This is a genomic window from Burkholderia sp. Ax-1724 (assembly GCF_011752995.1).
Taxonomy (GTDB): Bacteria; Pseudomonadota; Gammaproteobacteria; order Burkholderiales; family Burkholderiaceae; genus Paraburkholderia.
In genome coordinates, this window is record NZ_VWWL01000015.1 from 80,254 (window position 1) to 96,719 (window position 16,466).

At 60.3% G+C, this 16,466-nt stretch carries 16 protein-coding genes; 2 read left to right on the forward strand and 14 right to left on the reverse strand.

The window, feature by feature from the left end:
* Positions 1 to 82: 82 nt before the first annotated feature.
* From F3J19_RS18775 to F3J19_RS18800, 6 genes are all read right to left on the reverse strand, one after another.
* On the reverse strand, positions 83 to 223 hold the full coding sequence (locus F3J19_RS18775) for a hypothetical protein (protein WP_167044164.1): 141 nt from the start codon (positions 221 to 223) through the stop codon (positions 83 to 85).
* Positions 224 to 289: 66 nt separating this feature from the next.
* Complete coding sequence (locus F3J19_RS18780) at positions 290 to 1,267, reverse strand: polysaccharide lyase family 7 protein (protein WP_167044167.1); 978 nt, start codon at positions 1,265 to 1,267, stop codon at positions 290 to 292.
* 621 nt (positions 1,268 to 1,888) lie between these two features.
* Positions 1,889 to 2,359, reverse strand: a complete 471-nt coding sequence (locus tag F3J19_RS18785; protein ID WP_167044171.1) for a hypothetical protein — start codon at positions 2,357 to 2,359, stop codon at positions 1,889 to 1,891.
* Positions 2,360 to 2,920: 561 nt separating this feature from the next.
* Entirely contained in the window at positions 2,921 to 4,120 is a 1,200-nt protein-coding gene (locus F3J19_RS18790; RefSeq protein WP_205193010.1) for an acyl-CoA dehydrogenase family protein, read from the reverse strand.
* Positions 4,107 to 4,670: a flavin reductase family protein gene (locus F3J19_RS18795; RefSeq protein WP_167044174.1), complete on the reverse strand. Its 564-nt coding sequence runs from the start codon at positions 4,668 to 4,670 to the stop codon at positions 4,107 to 4,109. The genes F3J19_RS18790 and F3J19_RS18795 overlap by 14 nt, the downstream gene beginning before the upstream one ends.
* Positions 4,671 to 4,807: 137 nt before the next feature.
* The gene (locus F3J19_RS18800; RefSeq protein WP_167044177.1) at positions 4,808 to 5,707 is read right to left on the reverse strand and encodes a VOC family protein; all 900 of its coding nucleotides are present in this window, start codon (positions 5,705 to 5,707) and stop codon (positions 4,808 to 4,810) included.
* Between the two features lie 283 nt (positions 5,708 to 5,990).
* Here F3J19_RS18800 and F3J19_RS18805 point away from each other — a divergent pair, with 283 nt between their 5' ends.
* Positions 5,991 to 7,733: a sigma-54-dependent Fis family transcriptional regulator gene (locus F3J19_RS18805; protein WP_167044180.1), complete on the forward strand. Its 1,743-nt coding sequence runs from the start codon at positions 5,991 to 5,993 to the stop codon at positions 7,731 to 7,733.
* 32 nt (positions 7,734 to 7,765) lie between these two features.
* Here the strand turns inward: F3J19_RS18805 and F3J19_RS18810 are convergent, their stop codons facing one another.
* The 8 genes from F3J19_RS18810 to F3J19_RS18845 form a co-directional block, all read right to left on the reverse strand.
* Positions 7,766 to 8,653, reverse strand: coding sequence for a crotonase/enoyl-CoA hydratase family protein (locus tag F3J19_RS18810; RefSeq protein WP_167044183.1), 888 nt, complete (start codon positions 8,651 to 8,653; stop codon positions 7,766 to 7,768).
* Between the two features lie 102 nt (positions 8,654 to 8,755).
* A complete protein-coding gene (locus F3J19_RS18815) occupies positions 8,756 to 9,691 on the reverse strand; it encodes an ROK family protein (protein ID WP_167044186.1) in 936 nt (311 codons plus the stop codon).
* Positions 9,688 to 10,458: an alpha/beta fold hydrolase gene (locus tag F3J19_RS18820; RefSeq protein WP_167044190.1), complete on the reverse strand. Its 771-nt coding sequence runs from the start codon at positions 10,456 to 10,458 to the stop codon at positions 9,688 to 9,690. The genes F3J19_RS18815 and F3J19_RS18820 overlap by 4 nt, the downstream gene beginning before the upstream one ends.
* 47 nt (positions 10,459 to 10,505) lie before the next feature.
* A complete protein-coding gene (locus tag F3J19_RS18825; protein WP_167044194.1) occupies positions 10,506 to 11,336 on the reverse strand; it encodes a sugar phosphate isomerase/epimerase family protein in 831 nt (276 codons plus the stop codon).
* Complete coding sequence (locus tag F3J19_RS18830; protein ID WP_345891054.1) at positions 11,336 to 12,409, reverse strand: Gfo/Idh/MocA family oxidoreductase; 1,074 nt, start codon at positions 12,407 to 12,409, stop codon at positions 11,336 to 11,338. The genes F3J19_RS18825 and F3J19_RS18830 overlap by 1 nt, the downstream gene beginning before the upstream one ends.
* Before the next feature lie 109 nt (positions 12,410 to 12,518).
* Positions 12,519 to 13,277: a glucose 1-dehydrogenase gene (locus F3J19_RS18835; protein WP_205193012.1), complete on the reverse strand. Its 759-nt coding sequence runs from the start codon at positions 13,275 to 13,277 to the stop codon at positions 12,519 to 12,521.
* A 60-nt stretch (positions 13,278 to 13,337) separates the two neighbouring features.
* Positions 13,338 to 14,120, reverse strand: a complete 783-nt coding sequence (locus tag F3J19_RS18840; protein ID WP_167044203.1) for an inositol monophosphatase family protein — start codon at positions 14,118 to 14,120, stop codon at positions 13,338 to 13,340.
* A gap of 42 nt (positions 14,121 to 14,162) precedes the next feature.
* Positions 14,163 to 14,588: an RbsD/FucU domain-containing protein gene (locus F3J19_RS18845; RefSeq protein WP_167044206.1), complete on the reverse strand. Its 426-nt coding sequence runs from the start codon at positions 14,586 to 14,588 to the stop codon at positions 14,163 to 14,165.
* A 205-nt stretch (positions 14,589 to 14,793) separates the two neighbouring features.
* On the opposite strand from F3J19_RS18845, the gene F3J19_RS18850 reads away from it, so the two are divergent.
* Entirely contained in the window at positions 14,794 to 16,323 is a 1,530-nt protein-coding gene (locus tag F3J19_RS18850; RefSeq protein WP_167044209.1) for an ROK family transcriptional regulator, read from the forward strand.
* The last annotated feature ends 143 nt before the right edge of the window (positions 16,324 to 16,466 follow it).

The window sequence follows — 16,466 nt, forward strand, 5'->3', positions numbered from 1 at the left end:
TCGCGCCGACGAAGTCGAGGCAGAAAAATAAATCGACCTCATAAGAAAATCATATGTCTTCCGAAGCCCCGTCCGGCGGGGCTTACAGCGGGTTTGACGGGGGGCGCGCGAAGGCGCTGGAGAGGGCTGTCGGGATGCGTTCGAGCGCGCGCACGATCGTATTGACGATCGTGCGCGACGGAGAGACGGTGACGGCCGGCAGAAACGACGACGGATGCGGCATTGCTCCGCCGCTGCGCATTCGCAGATACTTGCAGCCCATCGGCCAACGGTGCGAGCTACGCGCCGTTCATTTCGTATGCGAGATGCCGAGCCCGTAGAGCGTCACGGCGCTGCCGCCCGCCGGGTCCTGGCAGTAGTTGCCCGACTTGAAGTACATATTGGCGTTGTTGAAGCTCGGGTCCAGCTGGATCGACTGGCTGTGCCCCGCGGCCGTGATATCGAGCTGACCGTTCGGCTTCATCTGCATGTCGTACGAGAACTTCTCGCCGGGTTTGACGCCGGTTGCGATCGTCACGTTATGGCGGCCCGCATTCGGCGAGTTCGAGTCCATCACGCTCGCGACGATGTTGCCCTTGTCCCAATGCAGTTCGACGGGCGGACGCGGCTTGCCGCTCGACACCTGCTGGTGGATCTGGCCGAACACGACGTCGCCGTCGGGCGGCAGCTTGTCGACCGAGACCGTTCCGCTGAGCGTCGACGTACCGCTCGACATCTTCCAGGTGCCATTTTCCGAGAGTTCGGAACGCGGGAAATTCGAATTCGCGGTATGGGCGCCACCGCCCGGCGGCACCGTCAGCGTGATCGAACCGTTGCCGTTGTGCTGGAAATACTGGCTGTTGTAATTGCCGAGCTGGCCGCCGCTGATCGTATCCACGTGGCCGTTGCTGCCGCTCGGCAATTGCAGGCTGCCGAAGCCCGACAGGTCGACCGAGGACGGTCCACCGCCGGCTCCGTTCACGCCGCTCGGCGACGTCGTGCCTACCGACGGGGCACTGGCCGGAGGTGTACCTCCGGGGCCTGCGCTCGCGGGCGCGGGTGCGGGCGGCGAGAAACCGCCGCTGGAAGGTGTGGGAACCGACGGCGCGCCGGCACCGCCGCCGCTGCCGTTCTGGTTCTGGTACGTCTGGTTCAGGATCTGCAGGATTTCCTGCAGCAATTCCAACATCAGCTGCTCCTGGCCGGCATTGCCGGCGCCGAAGCTGCCTGCATCCAGACCATTCAGCGAACCGGCCTGGTACGGGTTCTGAATCGCCAGATTGGACATGGTCGACACTCCAAGAATTGAGTCCGTTTGAGAAGCACCGTTCGCGTGATCGCCCGTGAGGGCTTATAACGGTCTGTAAACCACGATCACTGTATGCGGAGCGCCGGAGCATTCCGGCTCGCATCCGAAGTTTCGTCGCGTGGGGCGAAATGAATGGTTGGGGGGGCGGGAGGGGGGTGGCCGCTTTTGGTAAGGGCGAACTTGAAAGCGTCCGTCACGCAATCCTGCGATTTGTGTTGCGATGTCCCCTAACCAGCGCTCCGGTCATCAAAACAAGGCACTGTTCAACGGACTGCCAGATCGCCTGGCTGAAACTTGCTCTGTGAACAGGTTGCGTTCTGATCGCATTATCCGTACGTGGCCGCCCGGTGGGTTGGTAAAAGCGTGTTTAATCGAACCCGCTTAATACAACCGGATTTGATCATGCCAGCCTGTCAATGGCATGGGTTCCGCTACCCGCTCCCATTCGTTCATGGACGATAGCGGCAATGCGATTAGCGGTTCTTCTTCGAAACCATCGCGCCGCCGGCTCCGACTAACGACTTCTCTACGCAATGGGTCCGGCTGGTGCGCGCGAGTTGATTCTCCGAGGAGCCGGCAGTTGCGTAGGATACGTGCCTGTCATTCACTGTCGATTGACCACCCATGCGCCTTCAATTTGCCCAGGGCGCGTCTTGCGACCTCGCGGGGATCACCCGAATAGCATGATTCATCGATCGCGCCTTTGTTTGTCATTGCGACTTTCGTGCAAAGGGCTTCCATTCTTTCATTCGAAACGGCGTCAACTGTTACCCGCTGGGCACCGAGTCGCGTTGCCGCGCTCGCTGCCGCATACTGTACGAAATAGCCAATGCCCTTTCCCTGCATGGCTTCCGGTAGCTCGACAACGTCATAGCCAAACGTTGATCTGTTCGTGTACGTAGGATTTTCGTTGTCGGCGGTCATCTCCTGAGTTACCGAGACAGCTTGCCCGTCAGGGGCCTGTAGATGCAACCGGAAGTTTGCCTTCGACTCGCCTGCCGGCTTGCGATCTTGTCCGATCCTTAATTTTCCGAACCGGGCATGGGACGCAGCGTAATTGACCTCGTTCATTTCGCGTTGCTCTGGTCGAACGCGCGAAACGCTGATACTCGGCATCGAGCCTGCGTCACGGGAAGGGCGCGGTGCACGAGATAAGCCCTGCAGCGGAAAGCTCGGCGACTGTTGACGTTCCCGGTTAGACCCGGGCCTGACGGCTTGCGAACCAGGCTGGTTGTCGTACGGAGCGACAACGTCGGTACTAACAGTAATAGCTCTCGATGCACAGATTCCCATTGAACCTCATCCTTAGGTCGTCAACACAAATGCCATGATATAGGCCTTATCGAATTCGCGTTGATAGTCCGACAATACTTCGAGCTGATCGCTTGCCATGCAATAGGTGCAAGGACGGAATGAATGTATGTGACCTTCCTGCTGGATTCCCAACCCCCAAACCGAGCCAGGAGCAAGGCGCGCCGATCTCTCCAACGATGTCGAACTTCTGAAGCTCCTCCGGTCGCTTCGGTGCGAATATCACGCCCGCCCTCGTTCACTCATGCCACCGCATTCACCTCTCGCGGACGCCCCGGCAAACCGCGCCCATAGCGCGGCTTTTCCGGGGCGTGTCTGGTACTACTGTGCTTCCGGCAAACCGAACAGGAATGGCGGAACACCCTGGCCAAGCAGATACCCGCCAAGCACACCCGCCGTATCGTCTTCGTTCTGGGTAATATGGTTGGCAGCGACCAGCATGGCGCGCATCCACAATTGCGCCGGGTTGCTCAGCGCAACCGCGCGCGCACTGAGCTTCTTCCACAGCATGAGCGAAGCATCGAGGCAATCCTTGCCGCAGCGCTGAATTTCAAGGGCGTGATAGACGCGATCGTTCAGAGGCACCAACTCGCCTTGGCTAACGTGAGCCGATGCTTCCGCATAGACCTGCGCGAGGCGTGCCTGTGCCGAGCGGACCAGCAATGCGGCGTTGCCGAGCTTGTCCTTCACGTACGGGTTCTGTGCCGCGCCCCCCGGCCCCATGACATTCTGGCGCGACGTCATCTGTTCGATGTACAGATCGATCATGCCGCGTGCGTAGCCGATGATGACCGACGACACCGCCCCATAGAAAACCTGGCTGAACGGGTACAGATACGGCTCCGGCCGGTTGGATTTCCGATAGTCGACGATGCTGTGCGAACGATAATCCGGCACGAATGCCTCGCCCTTGATACGCACGCTCTTACTCCCGGTACCGCCGAGTCCGACGACATGCCAGTCGTCGATAATCTCGTAGTCGTCGCGCGACACGAGGAAGGCGCGGTGATCGCGAGGATTGCCTTTTTCGTCGAGCGCAAACGCACCCAGCATGGCACCGCCTTCGGCGTGATCGCACCCACTGGAGGTTCGCCATTCGCCGCTCACGAGCCATCCGCCTTCCACCCGGCGACATTTCCCGAACGGAGCATAAGACGAAGCGACCAGGATATTCGGGTCCGTTGCCCACAATGCTTCCCCCGCGCGCGGGTCCATCGTACCGAACTCCCACTGGTGGACACCCAGAATCATCATGTTCCACGCGCTGGATGGGCACCCTCTGCCAAGTTCCATCAGTACCCTGGAGAATACGCCCGGGTCCATTTCCCATCCCCCCCAGCGCCTCGGTTGCAGTATCTTGAAGAAACCGGCCTGCCTGAAGGCCTCGATCGTCTCTGCTGGCACACTGCGCGCCTGTTCTACTTCAGCGGCGCTGGCACGTAGTGCAGGAATCATTGCGTTGGCGCGCGCAACCAGTTCCTTCACCGACGGCGCGTAAATCATTTCGTTAGCGACATTCATTTCCTTCCTTCTCCTTAACACTCGAATCGTCGACAAGCGCGCTGAACTGCCCGTGCGCGTACACGAGCGGCGCTGTGTCGACTTCTCCTACAACGACACTCTCCACGTCGCAAATCAAAATGGAATGCGTGCCTGCCTGGACCATCTCGGCTATGTGGCACTGGAAGCTCGCCAGTGCGCCGGACAATGCCGGCACCTTGCCTTTCCACATACTCGTCGCGAATCGATCCGGCCCGCTGACATCCGGCACCATCCCTGCAAAACGTCGAGCGATATCCACGTCGCTCGCGGACAGCACGTTCACGCATAGAGCACGCGCCTTTTCGAAGGCCGTATACGCGGACACCTTGCGGTTCACGCAAGCCAGCAGGCGCGGCGGCTCCGCGGACAACGAGGTCACGGCCGTCGCCGTCAACCCGACCGGCATCCCGTCCAGATCGGACGTCAGCACACAAACGCCGGCTGCCAGGCGGCGCATTCCCTGTCGGAAGCAATCCGGCAACGTATCGATGCGCCGCACCGGCGTTTTCGCTAGCGCAGTTTCAGCCATATTCTGTATTCCTGAATTGAAGAACCGATCCGTTATTCGTGATGCACGGACCGCACCGTGTCACTCGCACGGTGCGCTGCACGGAATACCTTTGGTGGAATCGGGGCGTCGTGACAGCCTGCCCGAACGCGAACCGCTTACACGGACATGGCCGGAGGCCGATGGCCCCAGTCGCTCAGCTGACTGTAGTTTTTCACTTCCCACGCAAGGTCGTCGATGACGACACCGCCATAGCCATACTCGAGTCCGAAACCCGACGGCGTCTGGACGTAAAAGGAGAACATCTGGTCATTGGGATGATGTCCCAATCCCGCGTGGATCGTCAGACCGGCATTCAGGCAGCGGTCATAGGCCATACCCACATCGTCGATGCTCTGCACCTCAAGCAGCACGTGGTGCAGCCGCTTCGGGAAAGGCATGGATGCTGTGGCCAGCGAATGATGGCGCCCCGTTCGCGTGTGAAAAAAAGTCGCATCGATCATCACACCGGGCATGGTATGCGAATCGCGAATCGTGTCGCTGATACGAAGGCCGAGCACGTTCTTATAGAAGTCGAGCGACCTAACGTAGTCTTTCGAAACGGGCAGGATATGTCCCATGCCGAGGCGTCCCGTCTCGAATCCCGCTCCCTTTAGTCGCGCCGAGTGAAACGGCGCAGAACCCGGGGCATAGGTCGGGCCGCAATAAAATTCATGGACGAAGCCATTCGGGTCGTCGCAACAGAAGACACGCTCCACCTGCCGGCTCGCGGCAAGGTCCTTGCCGCCATCGCGGACCGGAAGACCCGTGCTCTTCAGTCGCGTGATGTAGGCATGCAACTCGTCCTCCGTATCGAACTGCCAGCCTGCCGCGGCAATGTCGTCGTCGCGCCCCTCCTCCAGCAGGATGCGCTGCGCGTACTCGTCCATACGCAAGCCAAGTGAACCGGAATTTCGCTGGCCCGCCATCAGGCCAAGCACGTCAACTGCAAAATCCTCCCATTTCCTCAAATTGCTCACCTGGAACACGGTGTATCCCAGGCTTGAAAGCTCCGACATGATTACTGCTCCTTCAAGGGGTTTCTTGCGCAGCCACTATCGCGCCACCGGATCTATCAAGCAATCATCATGCCATCACAGAAATGATGCATCGCATCATTTCTCATTTTCCGTTAAAACTATGAAAAATATAAAACTTAGAACATCGACAATGTTGCATTGCAATATAAAACCACAAATCGGTCGCGGTTGATTTTTCGCGGTACCTGAAAAAAAATGATGCCCCACTGCAAAATTTTTAACCTCCTTTGGCAGGCCGCCCGGCAAGCCAAGGGAGACATCGATGCCGAAAGCACTCAGCCGCATGGACTTCCCCGATATCGCACTACTCAAAGACAAGCTCCATTTCAATCCCGAGCGGGCGCAGATCTATCTGGGCAAGCAGCGCATGATCATGATGCATCTCGCCGCGCTCAACGATTTGCGCGGCGAACTGATTGCCTCACTCGGCAGTTATTCCGCCAGAGCGATCCTGACTCGCATCGGGTTTTCTTCAGGCACACGCGACGCGGAGACAGCACTACAACTTCATGCACCGGGCGCCGCTATATTCGATTTGCTGGCGCGAGGCCCGCAGCTTCATGCGCTACAGGGGGTCGCCCTCTCCAAGCTGATCAGCGCGGACCTGGACGTGACGCAAGGGCGCTGCCGTCTGGAATTCCTGTGGGAACATTCATTCGAAGACGAAGACCACCGACTGTCGCATAGCTTCAGTTCGACGCCCGCATGCTGGCTACAGACCGGATACGCAAGCGGCTTCCTGAGCGCCTGCATGGGGAAGCTGATCCTCGTGCGGGAAATCGGCTGTCGGGCAATGGGGCACGACGTGTGCCATGTCATCGCCCAGCCGGCAAGCGAATGGGCCGATCCGGAGACGGAGCTGCAGTTCCTGAACGCGCCAGTCATGGATCATGTGCCTGATTTCAAGGCAAAGGAAAGAAGAGAAAAGCGACGCGTGGCGGCACTCCCGCATGAACAGTCCAAGGGTAAGTCGGAGATAGTTGGCATGTCGCCGGCTTTCCAGGCTGTTGTCCAGAAGATCAACCGTGTGGCACCAACCGGGGCGACCGCACTGTTGCTGGGGGAAAGCGGCGTCGGCAAGAGCGCTTTGGCCCGCCTGCTGCACGAGCGGAGTCACCGGGCGGCGCAGCAGTTCGTGGCCATAAACTGCGCGGCCATTCCCGAGAGCTTGATGGAAGCCGAACTGTTTGGTGTGGAGCGCGGCGCTTTCACCGGTGCCGAGGCCGCCCGTGCAGGGCGTTTCGAACTCGCCGAGAATGGCACTCTGTTTCTGGATGAGATCGCGACCCTGCCGCTTACCGCGCAAGGCAAATTGCTGCGCGTACTGGAAACGGGAGAGTTCGAACGCCTCGGCAGCGGCACGGCCCGGCACGCTGACGTTCGCATCATTGCCGCAACCAACGAGGATCTTTGGGGCGCCGTGCGGGCAGGCCATTTCCGGGAAGACCTGTTCTTCCGCCTATATGTTTTCCCGATTCAGATTCCGCCGCTGCGGCAACGCAAGGAAGATATCCCGGTGCTTATTGCGCACTTCGTCGAGCGCTATTCGAAGGCCTACGACCGCCAGGTCCACGGACTCGCGCCGGAAGCCATGGCCACGCTGCTCTCGTACCCCTGGCCCGGCAATATCCGTGAGCTTTCGAATGTCCTCGAGCGTGCAATCATTCTCAGCGACAACGACCGGCCGCTCGACCTTTCACATGTCATTACGATGAAGGAGCTTTCGCGCGAGCGTACGCAAACGGATCACATCGTGTCGATTCCTTCGGAAAAGAGCACCGCAGAAGCGGCTCCCGCTTTGCATCGGGACGAGGCGGAACCGGATCACTCGGCAATCGTGAGCGAACTCATGCGCCGCCATGGCGTCACTCTCGCTCAGATGGAAAGGACGATGGTCAGCGCCGCGGTCGATCAGGCCGGAGGTAATGCCTCACGGGCAGCCGCGATTCTCGGCATCACACGCGGTCAGTTGGCGTACCGAAGAAAACAGCTCGCACCTTCGTAATACGCCCCTGCCCACTGCCTACCCTACCGGACCTACCCGTTTTCGAAAAAATTCGTAGACCCCATTTGCAAACTGGACGAGCGCCGGTTTTGCATGACGACGAGACGCTCCATGAAGGCGAGGTCTTTCTCCTTGATATCGAAGGCGGCTTCGACCCAGTCTTCAGTAGTCGCCAGCAATTCCGCACGACACAACGGCAACACGCGTTGGCGCGCGCGTATCATGGCGCGAATGCCGTTCAGTTTCGGGCGCAGTTTGTCGATGAAGGTATGCATCGCGGCTTGGGCATCGCCCGGCTTGAATACCTGATCGACGAGCCCCTTCTCCGCATGCCATTGCGCCGTATGCGACTCGCCCGCGCCGATCAGCTCTTCGGCGAGCAGCATGCCTGCCTTGCGAGCGACGAGCGAATACCCGCCCATACCGGGAAAGAGATTGAACGCGATTTCCGGGAACCCCATTTGTACGTCGCGCTGAGCGAGCAGGAAATGATGTGCAAGCGCTGCCTCGAACCCTCCGCCAAGTGCGGTTCCTTCGACCATCGCAAGCGAAATGGCCCCGGTATCGAACCCTCGCGCTGCTGCATACACGCAGTCGACGCAGGCCTGTGCGTAGGCCATCAGCTCCTGGCGTTTTCCCATGCGAATCGCTTTCGCCAAGAAATCGAGGTCCCCGCCGACATTGAACATCGTCGGAACCTTTGAGCCGGTGACCCAGAAGTCGATCGGCACATCGGATTCCCGGGCGGCCTGGGCGAGTTCGAGAATTTCACGCACGAGTTCGACATTGAAGCAGGGGCGCGGCCGCGGGTGCAACATCACCCACAGGATGTTGCGCCCCTCCTCGTAGCAAGCGGAGATTTGCGATAGATTGCCTGTTTTTTTGAATTGCCGATACGCGTTCTTCTGAGGCATATTCATTTTGAATTTCTCTTTCAAAATAGAAATATGGATTAAGCAACGCACACTCAAAAACTGCAATCCTGCTTAGCACCTCCAACCATTCGGGAATCTATTTTCTACCTATAGCGTAGCCATGCCCCCCGCGATGATCGCGGATGCCCCATGCAAAACGGCGGTCCAGCCGTGCCGGGACCAGCGCACATCCAACGTGCGTCCCGTCTCCGCCATCGGCACGAAACGGCCGATGAGTTCGGTCAACGCTTCCCGCGGATAGCCGGCCATATCCATGATTCCGCCACCGAGAAGAATCACAGACGGCGACATCATCGCAATGGCCGCGCCCACCGCCATCGCCTGATATCTGACGAAGCGCGACAGCTCTTTCTCCAACGAAGAATCGAACCCCGATGCCTGGAATACACCGTCAATGGACACGCCGTTACGCTCGGCAATGGCTTGCAGCGCACGCCCGGATGCATAGGCTTCGAGGCAGTCCGGTCGCACGCCCTCGGGCACAGGACCTTGCGCGCAAAACGGCATCAGACCGATTTCCAGCGCCCAGCCGCCGCCGCGAAACGGCTTGCCGTCATTCACGTAAGCCGCACCGATCCCGGTGCCGAAGAAGATGCCGAGAACATCATTTGCATCCCCAACAATGCCCGCTCGCGTCTCGCCCAGCAGGGCCAATACCGCGTCACGCTCAAGGAGAACGGTGCAGCCGACGAGCCGCGCAAGCTCGGTACCCAGCCGCCGGCCATCGAGACTCCCGATGTTCGCGGCATGCAGAACGCGATCGCCATCCCGGTCGATAAATCCCGGCACGGCGGCGACTATCGTCTGTGGCGCGATGCCTGTCTCCGCGATCACATTCCCGACCATTCGTGCCAGTGCTTGCACAGGATCCCCCGCTCTGAGCGCATCGCTCGAAAAGAGCTTGCGATAAGCCAGCGGTTGGCCGCCACATGCGTAGCCAAACTTGACGTTCGTACCACCGATATCGATCACGAGAATGGATGCGCCGTCTGGTGTCTGCAAGCTCTTTGTGGCCTGTGTCATGACGCGCTCCGCATCGGCATCAGAAACTCGCGCAACGCCCGTTCCATCCCGGCGAGGTACTCGTTGCGACTTACAGATTTCGACGTCACGATCCTCAACGTCGAACCCGGAATCAGGTCGGCCAGCGTCTGCGCCATTTCCACTGGATGCACATAATCCTGGCCGTTGGCAACGACGAGCGTCGGCAAATCGAGCCCGCCGATATCGCTGCGTTGAACGTCCGGCCCCTGTGCGGGAATGCGACTCAACAGCGCAATGGTCGACTCCGGATCGCTCCGCGTGAAAAAGCCGCGCATCGATGCCGCGTTATCGGTCGAGACTACTTCGATCTCTTGCAAACGCTCGCCGGCTTCGAGTCGCATCAAACCCTCGCGGGCCCCATGTTTCGCGAGAAGATCGGCCACGTCGCGATAGATCCGCAGTTGCGCGGGACCCGCCGTGTCCACCCACGCGGGCCGCGCAAGAATCAGCGCGGCCGCGCGCTCGGGGCGCGACACCGCGATGCGCAACGCCACGGCCGCGCCGAGCGATATGCCGCCGACGACCGCGCGCCCGATGCCAAGATGATCCAGAAGGGCCACGGTATCATCGGCAAACTGTGCGATCGACAATGCCGTGACGCTCCCTAACGCGGAAAGACCGTGGCCGCGACATTCGAGCGTGATGCGGCGAATGCTGTCGATCGCGGGAAAAACCTCCGCCGGTTGCCTGCGGTCCGCGCCCAACCCGTGCTGCCACAACACCGGCAGACCCTCGCCCTCATCCACGAATGCCAGCCTGCATCCATCCGCCGTTTCAAAGTAGCGGCCAGTCATCACGCGCAGTCCTGAATGATTGACGACAGATACGATGCCACGCCAGGCGCCTCGGACTCTTCGAAGTTGTGGCCGACCAGCGGACCATCGTAGCCAACCGCTTTCATCCGGGCGACGAATGCCGGAAGATCGACGGCGCCCTGGCCTGCGGGAACGACGGTGCCATGACGGTCTATATCCTTCGCATGCACGAGAAACAGGCTGCCCCCGAGCAGTTCCGCGGCCTCCGCAACGATCTCGTTCTGCCGGGGCTGCGCCTCGGGCGGAAGAAGATTGGCGGCGTCGAGCACAATGCCAAGACGCGTCGAACCCATCTCATCGAGTATCCTGCGCGCGAGCCTCGCATCTGCAATCACGTTGCCCGGTTCCGGCTCGATACCGAGCACGAGATCGAATGCCTCGGCAAGTGCCAGCGCAAAATCGAGTTCACCGCGAAGGGTATGCCATGCCTCGTCAGAGCGGTTGTCGGGATGAGCGCGCCACATATTCGAGGTATCGCGCGATCCGGTGCACAAGGTCACCAGCGAGACGCCCATCTCGCGCGCTGCCCGCATCACGTTTTCGAACCCGGCTCTGTCGCGTTGTCGTTGTGCCGGGTCTGGATGCGCCATGTTGTAGGTACCCGATAACGCGCACAACGTCAGGCCCGCTTCCCTGGCGCTTTGGGCAATACGTTCCCCCATGCCGGACGGAAACACGTCGGGCAATGCCGCAAGTCCCGCACATGAAAGGTTGAACTGCACGGCGGAGAACCCGTCGGCGCGTATCCGCACGAACAGATCGCCAGGGTATTTCGCGGCGTACGTCCGGGCAAAAACGCCTGGCGTCATCACAACGCACCCCCGACTTCATCGAGGGCGACCGGCGCGCCGCTACGCACCGATTGCGCAATCGCGACCATTGCCCGGATCGACGCAACACCATCGTCGATATCGGCGCCTCGTGCCGCGACGCCATTCAGCACCGTATCCGCGAACCCTTCGATCTGGCGTCGATAGAAATGCCCATCGGCTCCCAGCACGCGCGTCGTCGTCTCATTACGCTCGTGAAAAATCTCGACGTCGCTCGCCTTGTAGTACCAGGGGTTATAGATTTTCGCGGTCGCGCTACCGTGCTCGCCGTAGATCTGAAACCCTTCGTGCCAGTCCATGCGAACCGCGATGGTCAAATCCAGATGCCCCAGCGTGCCGTTTTCGAAATCGACGTCCACGAACCAGCAATAAGCGCCGAATTTCTCTCGCAGCCTCGCATCGACCGCGCGAATCGGGCCGCCGAGATAGCGCGCGAGATCGACGAGATGGCTACCGTGCGCCAGCATGAAATACCGTTGCCTGTCGGCTTTGGGGTCGCCTTGCGGACGCAGCACGCGCGTGCCTTGGCGTGGCATGGGTTGAATCGCGTCCGTGTTGGTATAGCGATGCGTCGAATCGCAGTACCAGGCCTTGAGCGCCAGCATCTCGCCCATTTCATCCTGCACGAATGCCTTCGCCGATTCGATGCCGGGATCGAAGCGTAGCATGTGGCCGATTTGCAGAACCTTGCCCGAACGTCGAACTTCCAGAGCGAGCTGCTCGACCTCCTCGACCGAAACGCCGATGGGTTTCTCGCACAGCACGTGCTTGCCCGCAGCAAGTGCCTTCAGTGACGCGGGTACGTGGAACGCATCGGACGTACCGATCACGACGGCGTCCACCTCCGGGTCCGCGAGCATCTCGTCATAGTCGAGATAGATCTTCTGCGCGTCGTAGAACTGGCCGAAATGTCGCGCGAGACCTTCGTCGACATCGCACACCGCAAACAACGTGGCGTTGCGCGCTTTCTGCACGGACTCGAAGTGTGCAAACTGCGAAATCGGTCCACAGCCCAATATGCCGATACGCAATTGCCTTTCATCCTTTCTCACAGCGTTCTCCATCGGTGTCCCGCACCGAATAAACAGTAATCCTGAACTTAATGAATCAGGCACATCGATGCAGGCGGACGCCGTTCTCACGGCCTCCGTGGGCCCCACATCACACGGCGGTCCAGCCGCCGTCGATCTTTAGCGTGGCGCCGGTCATCATCGCAGCCGCATTCGAGGCGAGAAACACGACCGGTTCCGCCACGTTCTCCGGTTCGCCGATCTGGCGCAGCGGAATTCGCGCAAGCAGTGAATTGCGCGTGGCTTCGTTCTCGAGCCAGCCTTTGGTGCTGTCCGTCCGGATGAACGTGGGAGCAACGGCGTTGACGCGGATGTGATGCTGCGCCCATTCGACGGCGAGACATTGCGTCATATGAATCATCGCGGCTTTCGTCATGCAGTAGATCGACTCGCCATCGAGAGCGACGAACCCGGCCTGCGATGCAATGTTGATGATCGACCCGCGACCGCGCGTTGCCATCTTGCGCGCGGCGGCCTGAGAGGCGAAAAAAGCCCCCTTGACGTTCAGATCGAACATCGCGTCATAGTCGCCGGTCTTGACCTCCATGGCGGGCGCCGGGCGGCTGTGACCTGCGTTATTGACCAGCACGGACAGCGGACCCAGTTCCGTCTCTACCATCGACACGGCCTGCTCGATCGACTCGATCGACATCATGTCCATCTGCACTGCGACCGCGTTGATGCCGGCATCGCGCAATGCTTGCGCCTCGTCGGCGCCGGCCCGCATGTCGCGGCAGCCGAGCGCCACGGCTGCGCCCGCTTCGCCAAGGGCCTTCGCGCACGCGCGGCCGATTCCTCGTGTCGCGCCCGTGACAAGAGCAATTTCCCCCTTCAATGCAAAGGGGTTCACCGAATTCTCCTGCACTGTTCCTCTCCTTGATAAAACGACCGGATGCATTCCACGCTTTGGCTATACGCTCAGCACGGTTTCGAGCCAGCCACGCAGTCCCGGCGTGCAGGCAACGACCTGATTGCCCCGCGTGAGACATTCTTTCGTGAGGAAGTCATTGACCCATCCGCCCGCTTCTTCGACGAGCAGGACGGCCGCCGCCGCATCCCATGAGTTGATATGCAGTTCGCAGTAGGCATCCTGCCGCCCCATGGCCACATAGGCGATACCGAGCGCGCCGGAGCCGCGCCGCTTTACGCCCGCGCCCAATGAATGCAGCGTCTCCAGAACTTTGGCATAAGGCTCGAACGGAACGCGCGACGACCACCCGAGTTCGACGACGGACTGACGTATGTCCGCAATCGCGCTGACCTTGATGGGCTGCCCATTCATGGTGGCGCCGTGCCCTTTGCGCGCGGCAAACAACTCGTCGAGCATCGGGTCGTACAGCACGCCGATCTCCGTCTTGCCATGCTGGACAAATGCAATCGACACGCAGAAATAAGGCACGCCGCGCGCGAAATCGGCCGTTCCGTCGATCGGGTCGACGATCCACACGCGATCGCCGACTTCGCCGCCACTCTCTTCGCCGAAAAAGCCGTCGTCGGGAAACGAGGCGGCCAGTCGCGCAGCAATCAGTCGCTCGACTTCTCCATCCGTTTCAGTCAGATAGTCCTGAGGACCTTTGAACTTGAAACTCAATGCATCGTCGCGCGCAAGGAAACGCCTGCGGATCAGCTGCCCCGCCTCTCTGGCAATCGCACACGCGGCCAGAAACCGCAAATTCATCAACGCATCAGTCATGAAGTCCTCCGTTTAACCGGCATGCTGCCCCCTGTTTGCCGCTCACAGCGGCAAGGTGCCTTTGCGCAACAGCATATTCCCGTACACGCGCGCCTCGCCAGTCACGACGATGGCTACCGCTTTCGCGGCCCGCACCTTGAACTCGGCCGCCGGCAACGAATCGACCCCGAGATGCGGCGCGTGGGTGTTCGCAATCGAAATGAAATCGCTCATGACCGGCAGGATTTCGGCCGGCTGGTTGCGTACCTCCATGCGGGTGATCGTCTGTGCGCCTTTGTCGAGCGGCAAAACCGAAAGAATGGCGTCGAGTACACGCGGACCGTCGGCGCCGTCCTGCCGAATGATTTGCGGACCGGCGCTCAACACCGGGTAGTTGCGATCGACGATCGCAATATCCTCGCCGTGCCCCATGGCACGCAGCACCGCAAGCAGTTCCGGGCCGAGAAGCGGGTCGATATTCCTGAGCATGTTGTTTCCTGTCAAACGTTGAGATGGACGAAATACGTCGGCGGCAGCCACGCATCGGCAGCGAGATTGCACTCTATTTGTTTGTATTTTAAACAAATATAAAAATCGATGTATTCGGGGTTAACGCGCTTATTTTTGTCATATACATACATTTGAAATGCGATAAGGATGCGTTTAGAATGCAAAAAATAGCTAGGATCGCACGATGCAGCCTCCCCAATCACTCCGCTTAGCCATTACCGGGATCGAAGCCGGCAACAAGGCCGCCAGGCTGCGCAGCGTCCTGCCCGACATCGAGCAGCGCCTGAGCGCCGGCGCGCGCATTTCAGACGTCGTGAAGGTGCTGAACGAAAATGGGCTCGCCATCACCACCGCGACGTTGAAGAGCTACCTGTACAGGTTTCGCAAAGCCGCGCGGGAGAAGCAGTTCGATCCCCACTCGGCACGGCCGGCGGCCGTGCCCGGAGACTGGACCACCCCTGCCCCGCCTTCGCGCGTGGACAGCCCAACGCCCGAGGCGGCGCCACAGGAAACCGCCTCGACAACCCCCATGCTGCTGCGCCATATCAATACGGCGCGATGTCTGCGGCAGCTTGAGCGCGGTGTCACGCTGAGTCGTGCGGATCTTTCGCGAGAGTTGGGGCTGACGCGTGCAACGATTGGACACGCCGTCAAGGAGTTGATCGACTCGGGGCTGGTTGTCGAAACGTCCGACCGCGTGGAGGGCGGCCGGCCTGGCCGGCCAGGATCAGGGATACGTCTGAATCCGCAGGGCGCCTACGCCATCGGAATCGATATATCCAGCCTCAACCTGACGGCGGTGATGGTCGATCTGGAAATGCGCATCGCGCATCGGCTCAGCGATTCCATCGAGGCTCATGCGGACAACGTCGAACGCGTGGTCGAGCAGATCGCGAACCTGTCCGCACGTCTTCTGCAGGAGAGCGGCGTCGAGCCGAGCCGCGTTCAGGGCCTGTGCGTTTCGGTGCCGGGACTCGTCGATCGCGGCGGTCGCGTGGTCATCGCACCGTTCCTGCGCTGGCGCGATGTGCCGTTGAAACAGATACTGTCCGCACGCAACGATCTGGCGTGGCCCATCACGGTTTGCAACGACGCCGTCGCCTTTGCGAACGCCGAACGCACGATGGCTCGCGAGCAGGATGCGCAAAACATGCTGCTGATTCTGCTGACCGAAGGTCTCGGTGGCGCGATCGTTCAGCAGGGACGCATCCTCGAAGGTGCGCGCGGCTACGCGGGCGAACTGGGGCATATGGTGATGGGGGCGACTCCGGGCGCGATCGCGTCGCACACGTTCGAACTGCTCGCGGGCTATGAACGTTTCCGCGCGTTCCTGCCGAAAGATCAGAGTTTCGAGCGCGGTCTCGAATGGCTGGCACGCACGGACCATACCGGCCGCACACCTGCACTCGAAGAAACATTCGATGAATGGGCGAACGTCCTGACAACGGGCATCCTGAATCTTGTCTATGTGCTGGACCCCGGAAAGATCGTCCTTGGTGGACCGTTGAGCATATTGTTCCCTCGCGTCGAACAGAGGGTGAAACGGGCGCTGGCGAGCAACCTCATGCACGGCTTCACGGCGCCGCCGATCTACATCACACGGCTCGGCGTGGACGGAGCCGCTATCGGCGCCGCTTCCGTCGTCAGGAACCAGCTATTTGCGTTGCCGAGCCTGAATGGTTCCGGTGCGGGTAGTGATCTTCGAGCCTTTTAGCTTTGTCCTTGATCTTTGGGCCGCTTCGAAGACGTCCACCGCCGCACACACCGTACGCATTGCCGCTGCCCCGTCTTTCCCCTTGACTGCCGCTGTGGTTGATCGCTGACGCAGCTTCGCATCACAGCTATTTGCTTCGTCAT

Coding starts and splice junctions, on each gene's coding strand:
- F3J19_RS18775 (WP_167044164.1), bottom strand. CDS start 223: ATGCCGCATCCGTCGTCGTTTCTGCCGGCCGTCACCGTCTCTCCGTCG.
- F3J19_RS18780 (WP_167044167.1), bottom strand. CDS start 1,267: ATGTCCAATCTGGCGATTCAGAACCCGTACCAGGCCGGTTCGCTGAAT.
- F3J19_RS18785 (WP_167044171.1), bottom strand. CDS start 2,359: ATGAACGAGGTCAATTACGCTGCGTCCCATGCCCGGTTCGGAAAATTA.
- F3J19_RS18790 (WP_205193010.1), bottom strand. CDS start 4,120: ATGAATGTCGCTAACGAAATGATTTACGCGCCGTCGGTGAAGGAACTG.
- F3J19_RS18795 (WP_167044174.1), bottom strand. CDS start 4,670: ATGGCTGAAACTGCGCTAGCGAAAACGCCGGTGCGGCGCATCGATACG.
- F3J19_RS18800 (WP_167044177.1), bottom strand. CDS start 5,707: ATGTCGGAGCTTTCAAGCCTGGGATACACCGTGTTCCAGGTGAGCAAT.
- F3J19_RS18805 (WP_167044180.1), top strand. CDS start 5,991: ATGCCGAAAGCACTCAGCCGCATGGACTTCCCCGATATCGCACTACTC.
- F3J19_RS18810 (WP_167044183.1), bottom strand. CDS start 8,653: ATGAATATGCCTCAGAAGAACGCGTATCGGCAATTCAAAAAAACAGGC.
- F3J19_RS18815 (WP_167044186.1), bottom strand. CDS start 9,691: ATGACACAGGCCACAAAGAGCTTGCAGACACCAGACGGCGCATCCATT.
- F3J19_RS18825 (WP_167044194.1), bottom strand. CDS start 11,336: ATGACGCCAGGCGTTTTTGCCCGGACGTACGCCGCGAAATACCCTGGC.
- F3J19_RS18840 (WP_167044203.1), bottom strand. CDS start 14,120: ATGACTGATGCGTTGATGAATTTGCGGTTTCTGGCCGCGTGTGCGATT.
- F3J19_RS18845 (WP_167044206.1), bottom strand. CDS start 14,588: ATGCTCAGGAATATCGACCCGCTTCTCGGCCCGGAACTGCTTGCGGTG.
- F3J19_RS18850 (WP_167044209.1), top strand. CDS start 14,794: ATGCAGCCTCCCCAATCACTCCGCTTAGCCATTACCGGGATCGAAGCC.